This window comes from Sorangium sp. So ce145, from assembly GCF_051525985.1.
Classification (GTDB): domain Bacteria; phylum Myxococcota_A; class Polyangia; order Polyangiales; family Polyangiaceae; genus Sorangium; species Sorangium cellulosum_B.
The window spans coordinates 5142183-5162612 of record NZ_CP150315.1; the positions used below are offsets into that span (position 1 = coordinate 5142183).

19 protein-coding genes are annotated in these 20430 nt (G+C 73.1%); 17 read left to right on the forward strand and 2 right to left on the reverse strand.

Annotated elements, in window-relative coordinates:
* Window positions 1-34: 34 nt before the first annotated feature.
* Entirely contained in the window at window positions 35-1315 is a 1281-nt protein-coding gene (locus WMF34_RS18990; RefSeq protein ID WP_437994121.1) for a glutamate-5-semialdehyde dehydrogenase, read from the reverse strand.
* Between the two features lie 70 nt (window positions 1316-1385).
* Here WMF34_RS18990 and WMF34_RS18995 point away from each other — a divergent pair, with 70 nt between their 5' ends.
* The 13 genes from WMF34_RS18995 (at window position 1386) to WMF34_RS19055 (ending at window position 13083) form a co-directional block, all read left to right on the forward strand.
* Window positions 1386-1775 carry a hypothetical protein gene (locus WMF34_RS18995; protein WP_012236307.1) on the forward strand — a complete coding sequence of 130 codons (390 nt, stop codon included), beginning with the start codon at window positions 1386-1388 and terminating at the stop codon, window positions 1773-1775.
* Window positions 1772-2080: a hypothetical protein gene (locus tag WMF34_RS19000; RefSeq protein ID WP_437994122.1), complete on the forward strand. Its 309-nt coding sequence runs from the start codon at window positions 1772-1774 to the stop codon at window positions 2078-2080. The genes WMF34_RS18995 and WMF34_RS19000 overlap by 4 nt, the downstream gene beginning before the upstream one ends.
* Before the next feature lie 69 nt (window positions 2081-2149).
* Window positions 2150-3724, forward strand: coding sequence for a glutamine-hydrolyzing GMP synthase (gene guaA / locus WMF34_RS19005; protein WP_012236309.1), 1575 nt, complete (start codon window positions 2150-2152; stop codon window positions 3722-3724).
* 2 nt (window positions 3725-3726) lie between these two features.
* A complete protein-coding gene (locus WMF34_RS19010; RefSeq protein WP_012236310.1) occupies window positions 3727-4038 on the forward strand; it encodes a PEGA domain-containing protein in 312 nt (103 codons plus the stop codon).
* A 361-nt stretch (window positions 4039-4399) separates the two neighbouring features.
* Window positions 4400-4633: a hypothetical protein gene (locus tag WMF34_RS19015; RefSeq protein WP_157906767.1), complete on the forward strand. Its 234-nt coding sequence runs from the start codon at window positions 4400-4402 to the stop codon at window positions 4631-4633.
* Window positions 4630-5472, forward strand: coding sequence for an RNA polymerase sigma factor (locus tag WMF34_RS19020; RefSeq protein WP_437994123.1), 843 nt, complete (start codon window positions 4630-4632; stop codon window positions 5470-5472). The genes WMF34_RS19015 and WMF34_RS19020 overlap by 4 nt, the downstream gene beginning before the upstream one ends.
* 224 nt (window positions 5473-5696) lie before the next feature.
* Window positions 5697-5867, forward strand: a complete 171-nt coding sequence (locus WMF34_RS19025) for a hypothetical protein (protein WP_012236312.1) — start codon at window positions 5697-5699, stop codon at window positions 5865-5867.
* A 317-nt stretch (window positions 5868-6184) separates the two neighbouring features.
* Window positions 6185-7900, forward strand: a complete 1716-nt coding sequence (locus WMF34_RS19030) for a serine/threonine-protein kinase (RefSeq protein ID WP_049876289.1) — start codon at window positions 6185-6187, stop codon at window positions 7898-7900.
* A 149-nt stretch (window positions 7901-8049) separates the two neighbouring features.
* Window positions 8050-8952 (forward strand): hypothetical protein, encoded by a 903-nt coding sequence (locus WMF34_RS19035; RefSeq protein ID WP_044965241.1) that lies wholly within the window; start codon window positions 8050-8052, stop codon window positions 8950-8952.
* Between the two features lie 172 nt (window positions 8953-9124).
* A complete protein-coding gene (locus WMF34_RS19040; RefSeq protein ID WP_437994124.1) occupies window positions 9125-10498 on the forward strand; it encodes a 3-deoxy-7-phosphoheptulonate synthase class II in 1374 nt (457 codons plus the stop codon).
* 213 nt (window positions 10499-10711) lie between these two features.
* The gene (locus WMF34_RS19045; protein WP_437994125.1) at window positions 10712-11284 is read left to right on the forward strand and encodes a hypothetical protein; all 573 of its coding nucleotides are present in this window, start codon (window positions 10712-10714) and stop codon (window positions 11282-11284) included.
* A 351-nt stretch (window positions 11285-11635) separates the two neighbouring features.
* Window positions 11636-11959, forward strand: coding sequence for a ribosome-binding factor A (locus tag WMF34_RS19050; protein WP_231864927.1), 324 nt, complete (start codon window positions 11636-11638; stop codon window positions 11957-11959).
* Entirely contained in the window at window positions 11956-13083 is a 1128-nt protein-coding gene (locus WMF34_RS19055; protein ID WP_437994126.1) for an RtcB family protein, read from the forward strand. The genes WMF34_RS19050 and WMF34_RS19055 overlap by 4 nt, the downstream gene beginning before the upstream one ends.
* A gap of 9 nt (window positions 13084-13092) precedes the next feature.
* On the opposite strand, the gene WMF34_RS19060 is transcribed toward WMF34_RS19055, so the two are convergent.
* On the reverse strand, window positions 13093-15729 hold the full coding sequence (locus tag WMF34_RS19060; RefSeq protein ID WP_437994127.1) for a S8 family serine peptidase: 2637 nt from the start codon (window positions 15727-15729) through the stop codon (window positions 13093-13095).
* Window positions 15730-16184: 455 nt separating this feature from the next.
* Between WMF34_RS19060 and WMF34_RS19065 the strand changes: the two genes are divergently transcribed.
* From WMF34_RS19065 to WMF34_RS19080, 4 genes are all read left to right on the forward strand, one after another.
* Window positions 16185-16835, forward strand: a complete 651-nt coding sequence (locus WMF34_RS19065; protein WP_437994128.1) for a class I SAM-dependent methyltransferase — start codon at window positions 16185-16187, stop codon at window positions 16833-16835.
* Window positions 16832-17803, forward strand: coding sequence for an NAD-dependent epimerase/dehydratase family protein (locus WMF34_RS19070; RefSeq protein ID WP_437994129.1), 972 nt, complete (start codon window positions 16832-16834; stop codon window positions 17801-17803). Before WMF34_RS19065 ends, WMF34_RS19070 begins: the two co-directional genes overlap by 4 nt.
* A 57-nt stretch (window positions 17804-17860) precedes the next feature.
* Window positions 17861-18535: a glutathione S-transferase family protein gene (locus WMF34_RS19075; protein ID WP_012236322.1), complete on the forward strand. Its 675-nt coding sequence runs from the start codon at window positions 17861-17863 to the stop codon at window positions 18533-18535.
* A gap of 108 nt (window positions 18536-18643) precedes the next feature.
* Complete coding sequence (locus WMF34_RS19080) at window positions 18644-20389, forward strand: cation:proton antiporter (RefSeq protein ID WP_012236323.1); 1746 nt, start codon at window positions 18644-18646, stop codon at window positions 20387-20389.
* Window positions 20390-20430: the final 41 nt, after the last annotated feature.

Genomic DNA, 20430 nt, shown 5'->3' on the forward strand with positions numbered 1-20430 from the left:
CGGTCGATGACCGGCGCCACTCGTCTCGCCCGCGTCAGCGGGTCTGGCCCTCGCCGTACGCGATCCACTTGAGCGTCGTCAGGCTCGCGAGCCCCATCGGGCCGTAGGCGTGGAGCTTCGTCGTGGAGATGCCGATCTCCGCGCCGAGGCCGAGCTCGCCGCCATCGTTGAACCGGGACGACGCGTTCACGAGCACGCAGCTCGCGTCGACCTCGCGCAGGAACCGCTGCGCGTGGTCGTAGCGGGGCGTGCAGATCACCTCGGTGTGCATCGACCCGTAGCGGCCGATGTGCTCGATCGCCTCGTCGAGCGACCGCACCACCCGCACCGCGAGGATGGGCGCGAGGAACTCCCGCCCGTAGTCGTCCTCCGCGGCCTTGCGCGCCGACGGCACGAGCGCGCAGGTGGCGGCGTCGCCGCGCAGCTCGAGCCCGCGCTCCGAGAGGGCGGCCACGCGCCCGAGCAGGGGCGCCGCGACGCTCTCGTGGACGAGCAGGCACTCCAGCGCGTTGCAGACGCCGGGGCGCTGGAGCTTGCCGTTCTCGACGAGGCGGCAGGCCATCTCGAGGTCACAGCCGGCGTCGGCGTAGAGGTGGTTCACGCCCTTGTAGTGCTGGATCACGGGGACGCGCGCGTTCTCGGCCACGAACCGGATGAGGCCCTCGCCGCCGCGCGGGATGGCCAGATCGATCATGCCGGTCAGGCCGAGCAGGATCCGCGTGGCCTCGCGGTCGAGCGAGGGGACCATCTGCACCGCGTCAGCGGGCAGACCGACCGAGCGCAGCGCGTCCGAGATCAGCTCGCCGAGGGCCGCGTTCGAGCGCGCCGCCTCCTTGCCGCCCCGGAGGATCGCGGCGTTGCCGCTCTTCAGGCAGAGCACGGCGGCGTCGACCGTCACGTTGGGGCGCGACTCGTAGATCATCGCGATCACGCCGAGCGGAACGCGCACCTGCCCGACGAGGAGCCCGTTCGGCCGCCGCTCCATCCCGACGACCTGCCCGACCGGATCGCTGGCGGCGGCGACCTCGAGCACCGCGCCGGCGATCGCCGCGAGCCGCGCCTCGTCGAGCACGAGCCGGTCGACGAGCGCCTCGGAGACGCCGGCGGCGCGCGCCGCGGCCACGTCCTCGGCGTTCGCGGCCAGCACCGCGGAGCGCTTGCCCTCGCCGGCCTCGGCGCGCAGCCGCTCGGCGATGGCGCGCAGCGCGCGGTCCTTCTGGGCCCTGTCCAGCGGGGCGAGGGCGCGGGCAGCCGTCCGGGCGCGCTGGCAGAGCGCGCGAAGCGCGCCCTCTAGATCGATGTTGCTCTGTTCCACAGCGGGAACCTAGCTCGCCTCCCTGCGCGGGCCAACCGTTCTCCTGCGCATCCATGCTAGCGTACCCGCCGTGTCCGGCGATCTCCGAAGCTCGAGCCAGGCGTCGTTCGCACCCCGCTCCCGAGACGCCCGCCGCGCCCCCGCGAGGAGCGCCGCTGCCCGCCCGCGGCGCGGCGCGGCGCTCCTCGCGGGGGCGCTCCTCGCCGCGATCGCACCGGCGTGCGGGGGCTCGGATGCAGGCGCGGACGCGCCCGCCACGGCGAGCACCGGCATCCCCCTCGCGGCGCCGGGCGCGCTGGGGGCGCCGCTCGACGCGCCGCCGGCGGCCCCCTCCGTCCCCTCCTCGCCGTTCGCCGATCCGGAGGGGCTCCAGGTCCCGCCCGATCCGGCCGGCCCTCCCGAAATACCGCCGTATCGTGCTCCTCCCGGGAACACCGGGGGGAGCGGAGTGGAGCTATGACTCGCGCCCGCCACACCTCGCCGATCGCCGCGCTCGCCGCGATCCTCGCCGCGCACCTCGCCGCGGCGTGCTCCTCCGCCGCGCCGAAGCCGCTCCCGCCCGGTCCGCCGCCCGAGTACGAGCGCCCGCGCGGGTACGACGGCGGCGTCGACGACGCGCCGGCCGCGCCGCCGGATGAGCCGGATGCGACCGACGCGACCGACGCGACGCCGGGCGCGCCGCTGCTCGCCCCGTCGCCGGGCGCGCCGCCCGCGTCCACGCAGCCGCCGCCCACCACGCCGCCGCCGCCGCCCACGCAGCCGTAGCGACGTGCGCCGCGAGCGGGCGTGCGGCGAGCGCCTCGGCCGCGCGACTCTGGCGGATCCAGCCCCGCCATGCTAGCGGCAGCCATGCTCTCACCCCGGCGGGACTTCGTCGTCATCCTCGATTTCGGCTCTCAGTACACGCAGCTCATCGCCCGGCGCGTGCGCGAGTCTGGCGTCTACTGCGAGATCCACCGCTTCGACGTGCCCATCGCCGAGCTGCGCCGGCTCGCCCCTCGGGCGCTCATCCTCTCGGGCGGCCCCGCCAGCGTGTACGGAGACAACGCGCCTCGCTGTTCCCGGGAGGTGCTGGAGCTCGGCGTCCCGACGCTGGGCATCTGCTACGGGCTCCAGCTCATGGCGTATCACCTCGGCGGCAAGGTCGAGCGCGCGCACACGGGGGGCGAGTACGGCCCCGCGACGGTGCGCGTCGAGCGCCCGACGGGCATCTTCTCTCGCTTCGCCGAGGGCGACGCCATCGACGTCTGGATGAGCCACGGCGATCGGCTCACCGCGATGCCGGAGGGGTTCGTGTCGCTCGGCACCACGACCGGCAGCCCGCTCTGCGCCGTCGCCCGCGAGCGCGACAAGCTCTACGGCCTCCAGTTCCACCCCGAGGTCGTCCACACGCCGCGCGGCAAGGAGATCCTCCAGTCCTTCCTGTTCGACGTCGCCGGCCTCTCGCCGACCTGGACGCCCGCGTCGTTCGTGGAGGAGGCAATCGCCGCGGTCCGCGAGAAGGCCGGGCCGAGCGACCGCGTCATCCTGGGCCTCTCGGGCGGGGTCGACTCGTCGGTCGCCGCCGTGCTCTGCCAGCGCGCCCTCGGCGACCGGCTGACGTGCATCTTCGTCGACAACGGCCTGCTTCGCGAGGGCGAGGCGGAGAGCGTCGAGCGGACCTTCCGCGGCCACTTCCACATGAACCTCGACGCCGTCGACGCGTCGGCGCGGTTCCTCGAGGGGCTGCGCGGCGTCGTGGATCCCGAGCAGAAGCGCAAGGTGATCGGCCGCCTCTTCATCGAGGTGTTCGAGGAGGAGGCGAAGCGGGTCCAGGGCGCGAAGTGGCTCGTCCAGGGCACGCTCTACCCCGACGTGATCGAGAGCGTCTCGTTCAAGGGGCCGAGCGCCGTCATCAAGAGCCACCACAACGTCGGCGGCCTGCCCGAGCGGATGAACCTCGGCCTGATCGAGCCCCTGCGGGAGCTCTTCAAGGACGAGGTGCGGGCCGCCGGCGAGGCGCTCGGCATGCCGCGGGACATCCTGTACCGCCAGCCGTTCCCCGGCCCGGGGCTCGCGGTACGGTGCCTCGGCGAGGTGACGCCGGAGAAGCTCCGCGTGCTCAGGGAGGCCGACGCCATCTTCGACCAGGAGATCCGCGCCGCCGGGCTCTACGAGTCGCTCTGGCAGAGCTTCTGCGTGCTCCTCCCCGTGCGCTCCGTGGGCGTGATGGGCGACGAGCGCACCTACGACGAGGCGATCGCGCTCCGCGCGGTGCACTCGACCGACGGGATGACGGCCGACTGGGCGCGGCTGCCCTACGACCTCATCGCCCGGGTGAGCTCGCGCATCATCAACGAGGTGCGCGGCGTGAACCGCGTGGTGCTCGACGTCTCCTCGAAGCCGCCCTCGACGATCGAGTGGGAGTGACGATGGCGAGCGCGAAGCGGACGCGCGCCACGGCGGCGCTCCTGATGCTCGGGCTGTCGGCGTGCGTCGCGCGGGCTCCGGCGACGGTATCGCTGCGGGTGAAGGGGAACGTGCCCGACGCGTCGGTCACCATCGACGACCAGTACATCGGCGCGCTCGCCTACGTCGCCGCCCACGGCGTCGCGCTGCCGCCCGGCGCGCACCGGATCACCGTGGAGAAGGCCGGCTACTTCGCCTGGGACCGCCTTGTCGAGGCCAGGAGCGGCGCCCCGCCGATCCACCTCGAGGTGCAGCTCACGCCAGTACCGGACTGACCCTCTCGCGGGGCTGGCACCGGCCGGCCCTGGCGCAGCCGCACCCTCACCGGGGCGCACGCGCGAGAGCACAGGACGAAATCATCTCCACGCGGTCTCCGTAATCCATGGGGTGGATGCACGAGGCATCCATCCCGATCTCCACGTTACGGGGGACCGAATCATGCCGAATCGGAGCAGTCCGAAGGCGCGCGTGACGAAGACGCGCGCGCCTTCCACGAACCAATCAGCTCGGCGCGCCCGCCGGTGCGCCACCCTCGAGGTGTGCGGCCCCGAGAGCTGTCGTCCGGGAGGCCGCCTGTTTCACGCCCTGTGCGATCTCGCCGATCGCTTCCTGCAACGCCGGGGAGATCCGCGGGCGATGCAGCTGGGAACCGTGCTGTTTTATGTCGCGTTCCACAGCGCTCGAGCCGCCGAGGACGACGACTTTCGCCTCTCTCTCCGGACCTCCCTGGACATGCTCGTCGAGCTCGAGCCGGTCGAGCGCTGGCTCCGGCCGCCGCCGGCGTTCGATGTGTCATCCGGGCGGCCTGCGCCGCGCCCCTACCCCACCTGCGCCGGCGCGGAGCTCCCGGCGCCACGAGGCTCCGGATGACGCCGCCGCACGCCTCGCCGTCCTCGCCGCCGTCCTCGCCGCCGTCCTCGCCGCCGTCCGCGCCGGCGCGCCCGTCGTTCGAGACGGTCTATGCCGTGGGCTTGCCGTTCCTTCATCACGCGCTCCGCTGGCTGGGTGTCTCGGTGAACGATCTGGACGACATGCTCCAGGAGGTCTTCCTCGCGGCCTATCGCGGCCTGGCGAGCTACGAGCCATGGCGTTTCCACGCGGCCCCTGCGGGCGGGCTCGCCGCGGCAGGAACGCCGCCCCTTCGCATCACGCCCGAGGCGGCGCTGCATCGATGGCTGTTCGGCATCGCGTGGAGAAAGGCGAGCCACTACCACGCGCGCGCTCACCGGCGTCGCGAGATCCCCTCCGGGGCCGGCGTGTCCTGGCCGTTCGACGAGCGCGCCCCGGCGCCGACGCCCGAGCAGACGCTCGCGGGCGCGGACCGCGCCGAGATCGTGACGGCGCTTCTGCTGAAGATCGCGCCCGAGCGGCGCGTGATCCTCGTCATGTACGATCTCCTTGGCGTCGCGGTGGCCGACATCGCCGGCGAGCTCTCGCTCAACGAGAACACGGTCCGCTCCCGCCTGCGCCTCGCCCGCGAGGACTTCCGCGCCGCCGTCGCGCGTCAGTCGGCCGAGCGCCGCAGCGCCCTGTGCGCCCTCACCGCGTCGGAGCGCCCCCTCCACGCGAGCGCCGCGACCATGCTCCACACCGTGCGCGCGTTCCCGCCCGTCCCCGCGCCCGCTGCACGCGCGCTCTGGCGCCGCCTCCAGCAGCGGATCGACGAGCGCGCTGCCATTGCCAGGACCGCCCCGCCGGCGCCGTGGTAAGGACCAGCGAGCCAGCGCCACCAACACACGGACGATAGGGACAGAACGCAACACGCACGGCGCCGCACACACCCACGCGACGGCACAAACGGCACAAACGTTCACAAACGTTACTGACAACAAGCCGAGAGCGAAAAATACGAAGCGGGCGACCCCACTGACAGCTTGACGCCCCCGCACGTTTGTGTAGTCTCCGCCGCCCTCGCAGAGAAAGTCCTACGATCATGGCCAATACTCCGAAGTGGAATGTCCGTCTGCGTCACGAATGGCTCGCCACCCCGCTCAAGAAGAAGCGCCTGAAGCGCTGCCAGAAGGCGCGGATCGGCCTGCTCGATGCGGAGCAGCGCAAGGCTGCCAAGCAGAAGCCCGTCCAGGTCGAGCAGCCCGCGAGCTGACCGGCTGACCACCGTTACGCACCGCGCGACACTTGCCAGCCCGGCCGCGCGAACACCTCGACATCACGTGCCGATCGCGGTTCCGCAGGTCGGCGCCCTCGCGCGGCGCGATCCGTGGTAGCGTCGCCTCGCGGTGTTCGCCCGCGCGTTGGCGACGACTCGTCGATCCTCGCCTCTGGTGAGGTTCGACCCGGATCCATGGGAGCGAGGCCCTGAGCGTGTCGGATTCGAGCTTTTCGCCCGGTCGCTCGGGCACTCCTGCCGTGCCTTCGTCTCGCTCTGCAGGGGGCGAGGAGGGCGATGGCCCCACCCGCGTCATGAGCGACACGGAGCGGCAGGCCGCGCTTGCCGCCGTGCGCGGAGCGCAGGCCGCGGCCGCCGCCGCTGCGGTCACCTCGACGACCGCGGAGACGGTTCGCCCTCCGCCGCCCCCTCCCCCCGCGGGGGCTCCCCCTCCCTCCGGGTCGGGCGCGGCGGCGCACGAGCTGGCCGCCGAGACGGTCCGCCCCGCTGCGCTCCCCAAGGGGCTCGCGGCGGCTGCTGCGCACGACGCGACCGCCGACACGGTCCGTCCACCCGCTCCTCCCACGGGGAGCGCGGAGAGCGCGGCGGACGAGCAGCCGGCGGAGGTGGACCCGCTCGTCGGCACCACGGTGGCGGGCGCGTACCACGTCATCCGCCTGCTCGGCGAAGGCGGCATGGGCCGCGTCTACGAGACGCACCACATCCGCATCCCGGGCAAGCGGTTCGCGCTGAAGACGCTCCACCCCGAGCTCGCCCAGCAGGCCACCGTCCTCGCGCGGTTCCAGCGCGAGGCCGAGGCCGCAGCGTCGATCCGGAGCCCGCACGTCGTCGAGATCTTCGACGTGAACCGGCTGAGCGACGGCCGTCCGTGCATCATCGCCGAGTACCTGGATGGCAAGGGCCTCGACGAGCTCCTCGCAGGGTCGGGAGGGCGGCTGCCGGCCGGCGCCGCGGTGCGGATCGCGCGCGAGGTATGCGACGGCATCGCGGCCGCGCACGCCGCGGGCATCGTTCACCGGGACATCAAGCCGGAGAACATCTTCCTCACGGGCGACCCTGCGTGTCCGACCGTGAAGGTCCTCGATTTCGGCATCTCGAAGACCTCCGCGCCGTCCACGCTCACGAGGACCGGCATGGTGCTCGGCACGCCGGCGTACATGGCCCCGGAGCAGGCGAAGGGGGAGGAGATCGATCCTCGGGCCGACATCTACGCCGTGGGGGCGGTCCTCTACCACGCGCTCACCGGGAAGCGCCCCTTCGAGCGCAGCGACCCGACGGCAGTGCTCCTCGCGGTCATGACGGAGGAGCCGCCGCCGCTGCGATCGCTGAACCCGGAGATCCCGCCGGGCCTGGAGGCCGTCGTCCAGCGCGCCATGGCGAAGCAGAGAGAGGGCCGCCACGGCTCGATGAGCGAGCTCGCCAGCGAGCTCGCGCCCTACGAGGAAGCGGCCGCGCCCGGGCCGCCCAGCGCTCGCGCGTCGCTCGCGCGCGCGTCCGTCGTGCTCGGGCGGCCTTACGCGCTCTCGCATGCCTTCGGCCTTCCCGGCTCGGCGTCGTCGGAGGCGTACCTGACGCGGCAGATGGTCTTCCTCGCGGTGAGCCTCGGCCTTGGGTGGCTCGGCGCAGGCCTCGTCAGCTGCCTCGCCGGCTTCGCGCGCGCGGCGAGCAGCGACGCCGCCGCGCTGTCGGGACAGGGCGCCACCCTGCTCACGCTCGGGATCCTGTGCGCCCTGTTCGGCGTCGGGCTTCTCGGCGGCTTCTATGTCTTTCGGCGTGTCTGGCGGGACGACGCCCGGATGAGCGCGCTCGCGCCGCGGCTCACGACGCCCGTCGTGATCGCCCTCGTGGCCTACGGGTCCGCGTCGCTGCTCGTGCGGCTCGTCGAGGCCGTGCTCCTGCAGCGCGCCATCGGCATCGCGTGGCCGGTCTGGGACGCGCTGCTCTTCCTCATCAGCGTGCTCGCCGCGGGCGCTGCCGCCCTGTTCCAGTGGCGAGGACAGCGGCGATGAGCCCGCGGCCGGGCCGCAGGACGCGGGCCATGGGCCGCTGTCCGGGCGTGTGTTAGGGGGAGCAGGCCATGCCAGCGCAGGCATCTGGGACGAGCGCCCGCCAGGCCAGCCCCCCCGAAAGGCCGGGCACACAGGCGGGAACAACCACCGTGCTCGGCGCAGGCGGCAACGCCTCGGGCTCGCGCGCCTCCCTGCTGGCGCGGACGCCGCCCGCGGCGCTCTGGCTGGTCACGGGCGCGGCTGCGCTCGTGGCCGTCGTGTTCGCCGCGGCGCTGCTGCGCGACGGCGTCTCGCTCTCCCGGCTCGAGGCGGCCTCGCTCGCCGAGCGCGCGCCGCCGTCGAGCTCCGGCCTCCGGCGTCCGGTCGCGCCGCGACCTTCCGATGCTGTCCCCGCCGACGAGCTCGCCACGGCGACCGCGGGCGGCGTGCTCGCGCTGGAGGCGCTCGCCTCGCGCTACCCGAAGGATCCGGCGATCTTCCGCGCGCTGATGCTGCGCCACGCGCTCCCGCCGCCTTACCACGCCGCCGCGCTCGCCGCGGTGAAGCGGCTGCTGGAGCTCGATCCGGGGGCTGCGGCCGACGACGACGTGAAGCGCATCGTTTCGAGCGCCGCCGGCGGACCGCCCGAGGCGGCCTCGGGCGCGCTCGACCTCATGGCGAGCGGCATGGGGAGCCACGGGGCGGATCTGCTCTACGAGCTCGCGGTGGGCAGCTCCGCGCTGAAGGAGCGCGCCGCGAAGCGGCTCGCGGAGGCCGCGGTCCTGGGGCGAGCGACGCCCGCGCTGCGCGTCGCCCACGAGCTCCGGATCGCGCCCTCCTGCAAGGCGAGGCAGGCCTTGCTGGCGCGCGCGACGACCGATGGCGATCGGCGCGCCGTCGATGTCCTCGCGCCGCTCATCACCAGCAAGGGCAAGGGGTGCGGCTTTCTTGGCATGAGCCGGTGCGCGGCGGCTTGCGCCTCGATCGCGGGAGAGATCAAGGCGGCGATCCAGGCGATCGAGGCGCGCACCGGGCCATCGCCCCGGGCGGCCGACGCGCCCGCGAGCCGATGACCGCGCCCGCGTGCCGATGACCGCGCCCGCGTGCCGATGACCGCGCCCGCGTGCCGATGACCGCGTCTGCGAGCCGGTGACCGCGCCCGCGTGCCCATCGTCTCACGCTCGAATCGATGACGTTGACCGAGGGTTGCGCAGGTGGGAGCCTTGCCATAATAGGGCTCAACTCATGTACGTTCCTGCTCAACCCTGGTCGCCGGACTCATGGCGTGAACGGTTCAACGCTGCGCCGCTCCCCTATGACGATCCCGATGCCGTCCAGGTGGCCGTCGAGAAGCTCCGGGCGCTGCCGCCGCTCGTGACCTCGTGGGAGGTCGAGCGACTCAAAGGCTATCTGGCCGAAGCGCAGCTCGGCCGCCGGTTCGTGCTCCAGGGGGGAGACTGCGCGGAGACGCTCGACGACTGCCGCCCGAACATCGTCACGAACAAGCTCAAGATCCTGCTCCAGATGTCGCTCGTGCTGGTGCACGGCGCCCGCCGGCCGGTGGTGCGCCTCGGGCGCTTCGCCGGACAGTACGCCAAGCCGCGCTCCAGCCCTGTCGAGACGCGCGATGGCGTGAGCCTGCCCAGCTATTTCGGGGATCTCATCAATCGCGCTCCCTTCGACGCCACCGCCCGGCGCCCCGATCCAAACCTGATGATCGCTGGATACCAGCACGCGGCGATCACCCTGAATTTCATCCGTTCCCTGTCGGAGGGCGGCTTCGCCGATCTGCACCACCCGGAGTACTGGGACCTGAGCTTCCTCGAGCGGGCGGATCTGCCCGGGGAGCTGCGCGAGCGATACCAGCGGATGACGGAGCAGGTCGGGGAGGCCCTTCGGTTCATGGAGGCGCTCGCGGAGGTGCCGGTCGGGGAGCTCTCTCGGGTCGAGTTCTTCACGAGCCATGAAGGGCTCAACCTGCACTACGAGTCCGCGCAGACGCGGAAGGTCGCGCGCCGGCCTGGCTTCTACGACCTGACGACCCACCTGCCCTGGATCGGCGAGCGCACGCGGCAGCCGGACGGCGCGCACGTCGAGTTCTTCAGCGGCGTGGAGAACCCGCTGGGCATCAAGCTCGGCCCGAAGACGCTCCGCGACGACGTGATCCGCCTCCTCGACCGGCTCAACCCGGCGGACGAGCCGGGCAAGATCGTGCTCATCGTGCGCATGGGCGCGGGCCGCGTGCGCGACGGGCTCCCGCCGCTCATCGAGGCGGTGCGGTCCGCGGGGCGCAAGGTGCTCTGGATGTCCGACCCGATGCACGGCAATACCCTGACGACGTCCAGCGGGATCAAGACACGGAATTTCGAGGATATCCTCACCGAGATCGAGGCGAGCTTCGAGGTGCACGAATCCATGGGATCCAACCTCGGCGGCGTCCACTTCGAGCTCACGGGCGACGATGTCACCGAGTGCGTCGGGGCTGGCCTCACGGAGTCCGATCTCGACCAGCGCTACGCGAGCCTGTGCGACCCGAGGCTGAACTACCGCCAGTCGCTCGAGATGGCGTTCCGCATCGCCCACCGCATGGCGGAGTCCTCCCGGCGCGCGAGGGGCTGAGTCGAGGACAGGAGTCTCCTGCTGGCGTTCCGTCGAGGCTGCCCAATGAACACCCGCAGGGGGTAGTTCGCCATGCAGACCATCTCGACGGAACAGGGTGAGAGCCGACAGGGCGGAGAGCAAGCCACGACGGATGCCTCGCACGAGTGCCCGCAGCGCTCCGGCGCCAGCCCCACGCTGCTCGAACATTTGCTGCCTGAGGCCGATATCGTCATGAACCACGCGATCGTGGTGATGGCGCCACCGGAGGTGACGTACGCCACGCTGAAGAGGGTGGATTTCGCGAGGAGCCGCTCTCTCCTGCTGCGCGCGGTCTTCGCGCTCCGCCTGGCCGCCGTGCGGCGCGCCCGGCGCAGGCTCCGCCTCGCGCCGCTCCCGGCGCGCGTGCGGATGTCGCTCCAGAACATCGAGGATTACGGCCAGTCCAAGCTCGCCGAAAAGGAGGGTTCCGAGATCGTCATCGGCTCGATCGCGCGCCTGTTCAGCATGGAGAGCCTGTTCACGAGGCGGACCGCCGCCGAGTTCAAGTCGTTCGACTGCGCGGGTCACTTCAAGGCGGCGGCGAGCTTCGTCGTGATGCCCTACGGTCAGCGCCGGACGCTGCTCGCGTACGAGACGCGCATCCGCGCGACCGACACGCGGACGAGGCGGCGGCTGTTCCTCCTGGACGCGCTGACTGCGCCGCTCGGGAGGCTCGTCATGCGCCGGATGCTCCGCGTCGTCGCCAGGGTCGCCAAGTACCAGTGCGCGGTGCCGGCGCATCATCATCGCCAGCAGGCCATGTAGTCTCCTCGGAGTGCCGGGCGCGCGCCGCCGGCCGCGCGCCGGCCACGAGCGGGCGCGCGCGGCTCGCGCCCCCGCCGGGAGCGCTGCCCGGGCGCGCCTTGCGCCGCGGCCCTCGCTCGTGCACCCTACGCGGCGAAGGAGGCCCGCCGTGCACCCCATTGCATCGACGAGCCTCGGCCTGACGCGCCGCTGAGCGCGCCGGCGAGGCTCACATCCCCGAGCTCATCTCGCGTGTCGCTGGAACCGCGCGGCCGACGCGTAGGTGCGTCGCCGCGCCCTCGGGAGCATGGCATGGGCAAAGATCGATCGCGGAGCCGCGAACGCGCGCGCTCCGTCGTGGATGCAGGTTCGTTGTTCGGTGGGACGGCGGCGCGGAGCGCGCAGCGCAAGGAGCGCCAGCTCTGCCGTCAGGTGCAGGAGGCGGTGAGCGACGCGCTCGCCGCGCTCCGCGACGACGTCCTCCAGGACGTCTGGGTGATGGGTGTGGAGCCGGCGCCCGACGCCAGCCGGCTCGCGGTGGTCGTGCAGGTCAGGCCTGGCACGCCGCCGGAGGTGGCGGCGGCGCGGCTGGAGAAGGTGGCGGGCTACGTGCGCGCGGAGGTCGCGGGGGCGATCACCCGCAAGCGCGCGCCGACGCTCGCGTTTCAGGTGCTGCCGCCGGAGGGAGAGCCGTGAGCGCGCGCATCTCCGCGTGGCTCCCGGACGGCGCGAGCGCGGCGCTCAGCGCGTCGCTCTCGCGGCTCGCGCGCACCGACGACGTCGCTCACGTCGCGGTCATGCCCGACGCGCACGTGGCCGACGACGTGTGCGTCGGCACGGTGACCGCAACGACCCGCCGCCTCTTGCCGGCGGCGGTCGGCGGCGACATCGGCTGCGGCATGGTCGCGCTGCGGCTCCGCGCGGACGCCGATCTGCTCGCGGATCGCGATCGCGCGGCGCAGCTCCTCTCCGCGCTGCGCCGCCGCGTCCCGCACCTGTTGCGCCCTGCCGCCGGCGCCCCGCCGCTGCCCGGCGATCTCGCCGAGGCGCGGCTCGGCGCGCCTCGCCTCGAGGCGATGAAGCACCGCGAGGGCCGGATGGAGCTGGGTACGCTCGGCCGGGGCAACCATTTCCTGGAGGTGCAGCGCGACGAGGAGGGCGCGCTGTGGCTGCTCCTCCACAGCGGCTCGCGCGCCATGGGCCCGGCGATCCGGCAGCACCACGAGGCGCTCGCGGCGCGCGACCCGTCGGGCGTCCGCTTCCTCGACGCGGACAGCGAGGCCGGGCGCGCGTACCTCGACGACGCAGCCTGGGCAGCGAGGTACGCGCGCGCGAGCCGCGCGCGGATGGTCACCGAGGCCCTCTCGCTCTTCGCCGAGCTGTTCGGCGTCGACGCCGACGCGTCGTCGCGCATCGAGATCGATCACAACCACGTCCGGCGCGAGGAGCACGGCGGACGCGCGCTGTGGGTGCACCGCAAGGGCGCCATGGGGCTCCGCGAGGGGGAGCCCGGCGTCGTGCCCGGGTCGATGGGGAGCCCGAGCTTCCACGTCGAGGGGCGCGGCCACCCCGAGGCGCTCGGCTCGTCAGCGCACGGCGCCGGGCGCGCGCTGCCGCGGGGCGAGGCGCGCCGCCGCATCGGCGCGCGACAGCTGCTGCGCGAGGCCGAGGGCGTGTGGTTCGATCACCGCCTCGCGGACCGGCTGCGCGAGGAGGCGCCCTCGGCCTACAAGGACATCGGCGCGGTCATGCGGGCGCAACGCGACCTCGTGCGCGTCGTCCGCCGGCTCTGGCCGGTGCTCGTCTACAAGGCGCCATGAGCGGACCCCTCACGGCCGGTCGAGGGTGACGACGGGCGACGTCCATGTCTCCCAGTGCGCCTCGTTGTCCGGATCGCCGAGCGCCCGGAGCGCGCGGAGCTTGATCAGGTAATCCCCGTCCGGGACGACGGTGTGCCTCCCGTCGAGCTTCGTCGTGCCCTTCCATCCATACCGCGTGACCGCCGTCGCCGAGGCGCTCTGACCGACGTGGGACAGCATCAGCGCGCGCCCCCACGGCTTCGCCGTGGCGGCGTCGACGATGTCCAGCGCCAGGAGCTCCGCGCCGTGATCGAGGTGGACGACCACGTACGGCATGTCGTCCGACGCCAGCGTGTAGGCCGCGCCGCGCGGCTGCTGGGTCAGGCGCGTCCCGCTCAGCTTGCCGAGCCACGGAGCCCCGGGACCGGACGCCTTGAGGAGGGGCAGGCTCTGGTAATCGCCCTTGAAGCCCGCATACGGCACCCGCAGCAGGCCGTCGGCCGCCCCGCCCCGCGGCGTGAACACGAGGTAGCCGCCGAACAGGCCGCCTTCCGCGAGCGCGTCGCTCGCCGTGACGGTGACGGAGACGGTCGCGCTCCCGGCGGCGGGCACCGTCACGCTCGCGGCGCTGAAATCGACGCGCGCGGCGCCGGTCGTGGCGCTCGCGGGCGCCCAGTGGTCGCCCCCTGTCGCGCACGCCGCGGGCGCGTGCGACAGGTCGTAGGTGACGTCGTGCCCGCTCGAGTTCTCGAGCGTCAGCGTGCGCAGGGCGGGGCCGGCCTCGCTCTCTCCCAGCGAGAGCTTTCCAGGGCTGATCAAGGTGGTCGCGCGGATCGCCCGGTCGACGCGGATCACCCCTGCGCCCTGCCGGTGCGCGCTCTCCGGCACGCCGGCGCCCAGATCGCCGCTCCACGGCGCGGGGACCGCGGTGTTCTGGAGGACGTCGCGCACGCGCGCCGCGGACAGCTCCGGGCGCGCGGCGAGCAGGAGCGCGACGGCCCCGGCCACGTGCGGCGCCGCCATCGACGTCCCGCTGAGCGTGTCGTACGAGCCTTGCTCGATCGGCACCGTCGAATAGATCGTGCCGCCGGGCGCGGCGAGATCGGGCTTGAAGGACAGCGCCGCGCTCAGGCCGTGCGAGCTGAAGCGGGAGACGAGGCCCGCGGTGCTGTTCCGCGCGGCCACGGCCCGGTGGGTCCAGCTGTGGGTCACGGGCCCGGCGTCGAGGCGCGCGTTGAGCTGCTCGCCGTCGGCCTGCGCGATCCCCACGACCGGGATGGTGATCGGAGGGTCGCCCTCCACGGACGGGCTCATCGCCCCGGACCGGTCGTTGTAGAACAGGACGGCTACGGCGCCCGCGGCCTGCGTGTGCGCGGCCTTCTGGTGGAACGAGCAGCCGCCGCGCCGGACGAGCGCGATCTGGCGTGCGAGGCTGCCGGCGGGGAGCTCGGCGCACGCGTCGCGGGCGCTGGTGGTCGTCCCCGTGCGCGCGAGGGCGGCGCTCCCCGAGAGCGGCGCGGGCGGGCTCCCGGCGCCGCGGGTGTAGCCGATCACGGCGTTGCCCGGCGCGACGGTGAACGACAGGGTGGTGACGCGCGTGCTGTCGACGGACGCGGTGCCGATGACCGCCTCACCCACGCCGGGCGCGCCCGCGGCCCAGAGCCCCTTCTCACCGCTGTTGCCGATCGACGCGACGACCGCGACGCCGCGCCCGACGAGCGCGCTCGCCGCCGTCGCCGTCGGATAGTCAGGCCACTGGAACGGCGTTCCGATGCTGATGTTGATGACGTGCATGCCGTCGCTGGCAGCCCGCTCCATCGCCTTGAGGATGATGTCGGCGCGCGAGCCGCCGCGGCAGCCGAAGACGCGGTAAGCGCCGAAGGTCACGTCCGGGGCCACGCCCTGCACGACCCCGTTCGCCCCGATGATCCCGGCGACGTGCGTGCCATGGCCCAGGCAATCGTCCGGCTCTCCGTCGGGCACGGGCGGCTTGGTCGCGTCACTGGCGACGAAATCGTCGCCGACGAAATCGTAGCCAAACGCCACGCGGCAGCCCGGGCCGAAGCAGCCTCCGAGATCGGGATGATGGTAGTCGATCCCGCTGTCGATCACGCCGACGCGGATGTCCTCGCCGGTCACGCCGAGCTCTCGGCGCACGACGTCCGCGCCCGACATCTCGCCTGCGACGGCGAGGTCCGGGTCGACCGTCGGCGCGGCGCGCGTGGTGTCGAGCTCCACCGGCACCACGGGGTAGACGGCCTTGACCCCGGGCATGTCCACGAGCGCAGCCGAGCTCTCTCGCGCGACCCGGACGGAGAGGCCGTTCCAGAGCTCCTCGAACGAGAATCGTTGTTTGTACCGGAGCCCGCGGGCCGCGGCGGCTCGCCGGAAGAGCTCCCGCTCCTCCTCGACAAGGCCCTTGACGCGGGCGCCCCCGCTGCCCCTCGCGGCCGGCGCTCGCTCGAACTCCACGAACCAGAGCTCCGTGGCCTCCTCCGGCGCAAACGTCGCTTCGCCTGGCTCCGGGTCGTCCGGAGGGACGGTGTCCTGGCCCGCCCCCTTGTCTCCAGTCTCTCCGCTGCACCCTGAAATGGCGAACCAGAGAGATGCCAGAACGAGCCGGCAACCACCGCACCTCACACGCCCCTTCCCGCGCGCTCCGATCATCGATTCAGCTATGTTCGATGACGCGAATCGGTCAAGCGTGAGCGGCGCGAGAACGGAGGGAGGCGCGCGCCACGGATCGTCATTGTCGCAGACCATGGAAGAGTGGTTGTTTCAGAGCAGCCACCCTTTCGGGTCGGGCGTAACGAGAGTTGCGCTGCGCGACCCTGCCACGCGCGGCGGCGCGGCGGCGCGGCGGCGCGGCGGCGCGGCGGCGCGGCGGCGCGGCGGCGCGGCGGCAAACGAGCCCAGGGCGCCCTGCGAGGCGGCCTCGAGAGGTCGTTATCTCGCTATGTCGTCGCTGTCCTGCCATGCCGCGGCGTACGAGCTCGTCGCGCTCAGGAGGCCGCCTCGGCCCCCGGCGGCGCGGGGACGGCCCCGGACGTTGCCGGTCCTCGAGCGCTCGACTAGCGTGGCGCGGCTCTCCGGCGCGGGCGGCGCCGGGGCTCGGATGTACGATGACGGTCCTCGAGCGCGCCCTGTTCTCCTTGCACCATCGCCTGGTCCACGTGCCGCGCGTTGGCCGCGTCGCGCGGGCGCTCGCCGCGCAGGTGGGCCCCGCGGCGTCGCTGCTCGACGTGGGCGCGGGCGACGGCACGGTCGCGCTGGAGGTCGCGCGCCTGGTCGGGGCGCTCCGCGTCGTCGGCGTGGACGTGAAGGCGCGTCCCGGGGCGGCGCTGCCGGTCATCGGCTATGACGGCGAGCGCCTCCCCTTCCCCGACGCGGCGTTCGAGGCGGTGCTCCTCTCCGACGTGCTGCACCACGCCGCGCGCCCCGGCGCGCTGCTCGCCGAGGCGCTCCGGGTCGCGTCGCGCGTCGTCGCGCTCAAGGATCACTTCCGGTTCGGCCCGGTCTCGGAGCGCGTGCTCCTCTGGATGGATCTCGCCGGCAACGCCGCGCCCGGCGTCGAGGTGCGGGGCACGTACTTCACGCCGGGCGAGCTCGTCGCGCTCGTGCGCGGCGCGGGCGGGCGCATCACCGGCCTCGAGTGGCCGCTCCGGATCCACGATCTGCCGTTCCGCCTCGTGACCCAGGATCGCCTCCAGTTCGCGGCGCGGATCGAGCGCCTGGCCGCGGGAATCGCGGGCGCCGCGGGAGACGCGCGATGACGGAGCTCAGGTCGTTCGTCGTCGGCGGCGCCGGGTTCATCGGGAGCCACCTTACCGATCGCCTGGTCGAGCGCGGCCCCGTGACGATCTACGACAACCTCTCTGTCGGGCGCCGCGCGTTCGTGGCGTCGCACCTCGCCTCCGGGCGCGCGACGCTCGTCGAGGCCGACGCCCTCGATCTGGAGCGGCTCACCGAGGCCATGGCGGGCCACGACCTCGTCGTGCACCTCGCGGCGAACCCCGAGGCGCGCTGGGGGCTCGCGCGGACGCGGCTCGACCTCGATCAGGGCACCATCGCGACGTACAACGTGCTCGAGGCGATGCGGCGGACGGCCGTCGGCCGGCTGATCTTCTCGTCCTCCGGGACGGTCTACGGCGACACCCCGCGCCGGTGCGCGGAGGGCGATCTCGGCGCCCTGCCCATCTCGCTCTACGGCGCGAGCAAGCTCGCGGGCGAGGCGCTCATCAGCGCCTACGTCGAGTGCTTCGGCCTCACGGCGTGGATCTACCGCTTCGGCAACGTCGTCGGGCCGCGCGGGACGCACGGCGCGGCGCTCGATTTCCTGAAGAAGCTGCGCGATCGGCGGACGGAGCTCGAGGTGCTCGGCGACGGGCGCCAGTCGAAGCCGTACCTCGATGTCCGGGACTGCGCGGAGGGGATCCTGTTCGGCTTCGACCAGGCCAGGGAGCGGCTCAACATCCACAACCTCGCGCCCGAGGACGCGACGAGCGTCTCGCGCATCGCGGAGCTGTGCGTGGCGGCGTCGCCCTATCCGGACGCGGTGATCCGGTATCAGGGAGGCGAGCGCGGCTGGCCTGGCGACGTGCCGCGATCGCGGATGGATCCTGGCAAGCTGGCGGCGCTGGGCTTCCGCGTGCGCCACACGAGCGACGAGGCGGTCCGGATGGCGGTGGAGGCGCTGGCGAGCGAGGTGTTCGGGGGCGAGCTGGCGCGACGAGCGCAGTGAGCGCGCGGTCGACGCGGCCGCCGCCGCGCGGGTCGGCCGCGGTGGTAGAGTCCGCGCATGTCTGAGCTCACCCTCTACCTCGGGAACAGGACCTATTCATCGTGGTCGCTCCGGGCCTGGCTCGTTCTGAAGCAGGCTGGCGCCGATTTCGAAGAGGTGGTGATCCCTCTCCAGGCGCCCGGCACGCCCACCCTGGAGATCCAGCGTTACTCTCCGTCGGGCAAGGTGCCGGCCTTGCAGCACGGGGTGCTCACGATCTGGGAGTCGCTCGCGATCGCCGAGTACGCGGCGGAGCTCTTCCCCGCGGCGAAGCTCTGGCCGGAGGCGCGAGACGCGCGCGCCGTCGCGCGATCGGTGAGCGCCGAGATGGCGAGCAGCTTCGCCGCGCTCCGCACCGCGCTGCCGATGAACGTGCGGCGGAAGATCCAGGGCGTGGCGCTCACCGACGCGGCGTCGCAGGACATCGCGCGCGTCCAGGCGATATGGAACGACTGCCGATCGCGCTTTGGCCAGGGAGGCGAGTTCCTGTTCGGGCGCTTCAGCGTGGCGGACGCCATGTACGCGCCGGTCGCGACGCGGTTCGACACGTACGGCGTCGAGCTCGACGCGGTCTCCCGGCGCTACGTGGCGTCGATCCTCGCGCTGCCCGCGATGCAGGCGTGGATCGCGAAGGCCAGGGAGGAGCCGCACATCATCGAGGCGTACGAGGCCATCGGCGTCGTGGGCGTGTAACACGTAAACAGGTAGGCAGAGGCGAGCGCGGTCCACGCCGCGCTCGGGATCACCGACGGCGCCGCACCGCGAGGCGGCGGCCGGCGACGGAAAGCGCTAGACGGGCACATGCCGCACGAACTCGATCTTATCCTCACGATCACGGGCGGGCTCACCGGAGCCCTGGCGCTCGGCTTCGTCACCCAGCGCCTGAGGCTGTCCCCCATCGTGGGCTACCTGCTGGCCGGCATCCTCGTCGGCCCCTTCACCCCGGGGTTCGTGGCGGACAAGCGGCTCGCGGACCAGCTCGCGGAGATCGGGGTCATCCTGCTGATGTTCGGGGTCGGCCTGCAGTTCCACGTCCGCGAGCTCCTCGCCGTGCGCAAGGTCGCCGTGCCCGGCGCCCTCATCCAGATCGCGGTCGCCACGGCGCTCGGCGCCCTGGTCGGCCGCGCCGCGGGCTGGACGTGGGGCGCGGCGGTCGTCTTCGGCGTCGCCATCTCGGTGGCGAGCACCGTCGTGCTCACGCGGGTCCTCAGCGACAACGACGTCCTGCACACCCCCGCTGGCCACCTCGCCATCGGCTGGCTCGTGCTCGAGGACGTCTTCACCGTGCTGGTGCTCGTGCTGCTCCCCGCCGTGATGGGCGAAGCCGCGGGCGCGGGCGCGGCGGGCGTCGCCGTGTCCGTGGGGATCGCGGTCCTGAAGCTCGCCGGGCTCGTGGCGTTCATCTTCATCGTCGGACAGCGCGTCATCCCCGCGCTGCTGGGGTACGTCGCGAAGACCGGCTCGCGGGAGCTCTTCACGCTGACGGTGCTCGTCGTCGCGCTCGGCGTCGCCGTGGGCTCGGCCATCCTCTTCGGATCGTCGATGGCGCTCGGCGCCTTCCTCGGCGGCCTGGTCGTCGGCCAGTCCGACTTCAGCTCGCGCGCCGCGTCGGAGGCGCTCCCGATGCGCGACGCGTTCGCCGTGCTGTTCTTCGTCTCGGTGGGGATGCACCTCGACCCGGCGCAGCTCGCCGTGGGCTGGCAGCTGGCCGCGGGGACGCTCGCGGTGGTGCTGATCGGCAAGCCGCTCGCCGCGCTCGCGGTGACGGTGCTGCTCCGCCGCCCCCTCCAGACCGCCTTCGCCGTGGCCCTCTCGCTCGCGCAGATCGGGGAGTTCTCGTTCATCCTCGCGGCGCTCGGCAAGAAGCTCGGCGTCCTGCCGGTCGAGGCCGAGCAGACGCTCGTCGTCGCCGCCATCGTGTCGATCACGCTGAACCCGGTGCTCTTCGGCTTCCGCGATCGCCTCGCGCGATGGACGTCCGCGCTCTTCCAGCAGCGCGACGCCGCCCTCGCGGAGGCGGAGGCCGCGTCGCTGGACGAGCACGCCCACCGCACCGTCGTGGTGGGCTACGGCCCTGTCGGGAAGACGCTGACGCGGCTGCTCCGTGAGAACGGCATCGCGCCGACCGTCGTCGAGCTGAACCTCGACACGGTGAAGCAGCTGCAGGACCAGGGCATCCGCGCGATCTACGGCGACGCCACGCAGCGGGAGATCCTCGAGCGGGCCGGGGTCGGGACGGCGGACAGCCTGCTGTTCACGGCGGCCGGCGCGCCCGGGGACGGGGTGATCGAGCAGGCGAAGGGCGTGAACCCGAGGCTGTTCGTCCTCGCCCGCGCCTTCTACCTGCGCGAGGTGACCGCGCTGAAGAAGGCGGGCGCGGACGTCGTGGTGACCGGCGAGGCGGAGGTCGCGTTCTCGATGACCGAGCGCCTCCTCGTGCGCATGGGCGCGACGTCCGAGCAGCTCGAACGCGAGCGCGAGCGCGTCCGGAGCGAGCTCTTCGGCAGCGGCTCACCAGGGCCTCGCCCCGCGGTGCACGACGCCTGACCTCGCGGCGGGCATGCGCCGCGCCCCGCGGCCCCGGCGCT

Excerpts from the sequence above, each read along its gene's own strand:
- WMF34_RS19045 (WP_437994125.1), top strand. The coding sequence starts at position 10,712 with ATGAACCACGCGATCGTGGTGATGGCGCCACCGGAGGTGACGTACGCC.
- WMF34_RS19075 (WP_012236322.1), top strand. The coding sequence starts at position 17,861 with ATGTCTGAGCTCACCCTCTACCTCGGGAACAGGACCTATTCATCGTGG.
- guaA (WP_012236309.1), top strand. The coding sequence starts at position 2,150 with ATGCTAGCGGCAGCCATGCTCTCACCCCGGCGGGACTTCGTCGTCATC.
- WMF34_RS19025 (WP_012236312.1), top strand. The coding sequence starts at position 5,697 with ATGGCCAATACTCCGAAGTGGAATGTCCGTCTGCGTCACGAATGGCTC.
- WMF34_RS19070 (WP_437994129.1), top strand. The coding sequence starts at position 16,832 with ATGACGGAGCTCAGGTCGTTCGTCGTCGGCGGCGCCGGGTTCATCGGG.
- WMF34_RS19080 (WP_012236323.1), top strand. The coding sequence starts at position 18,644 with ATGCCGCACGAACTCGATCTTATCCTCACGATCACGGGCGGGCTCACC.
- WMF34_RS19040 (WP_437994124.1), top strand. The coding sequence starts at position 9,125 with ATGTACGTTCCTGCTCAACCCTGGTCGCCGGACTCATGGCGTGAACGG.
- WMF34_RS19030 (WP_049876289.1), top strand. The coding sequence starts at position 6,185 with ATGAGCGACACGGAGCGGCAGGCCGCGCTTGCCGCCGTGCGCGGAGCG.
- WMF34_RS19065 (WP_437994128.1), top strand. The coding sequence starts at position 16,185 with ATGACGGTCCTCGAGCGCGCCCTGTTCTCCTTGCACCATCGCCTGGTC.
- WMF34_RS19015 (WP_157906767.1), top strand. The coding sequence starts at position 4,400 with ATGCAGCTGGGAACCGTGCTGTTTTATGTCGCGTTCCACAGCGCTCGA.
- WMF34_RS19010 (WP_012236310.1), top strand. The coding sequence starts at position 3,727 with ATGGCGAGCGCGAAGCGGACGCGCGCCACGGCGGCGCTCCTGATGCTC.
- WMF34_RS19000 (WP_437994122.1), top strand. The coding sequence starts at position 1,772 with ATGACTCGCGCCCGCCACACCTCGCCGATCGCCGCGCTCGCCGCGATC.
- WMF34_RS19020 (WP_437994123.1), top strand. The coding sequence starts at position 4,630 with ATGACGCCGCCGCACGCCTCGCCGTCCTCGCCGCCGTCCTCGCCGCCG.
- WMF34_RS19060 (WP_437994127.1), bottom strand. The coding sequence starts at position 15,729 with ATGATCGGAGCGCGCGGGAAGGGGCGTGTGAGGTGCGGTGGTTGCCGG.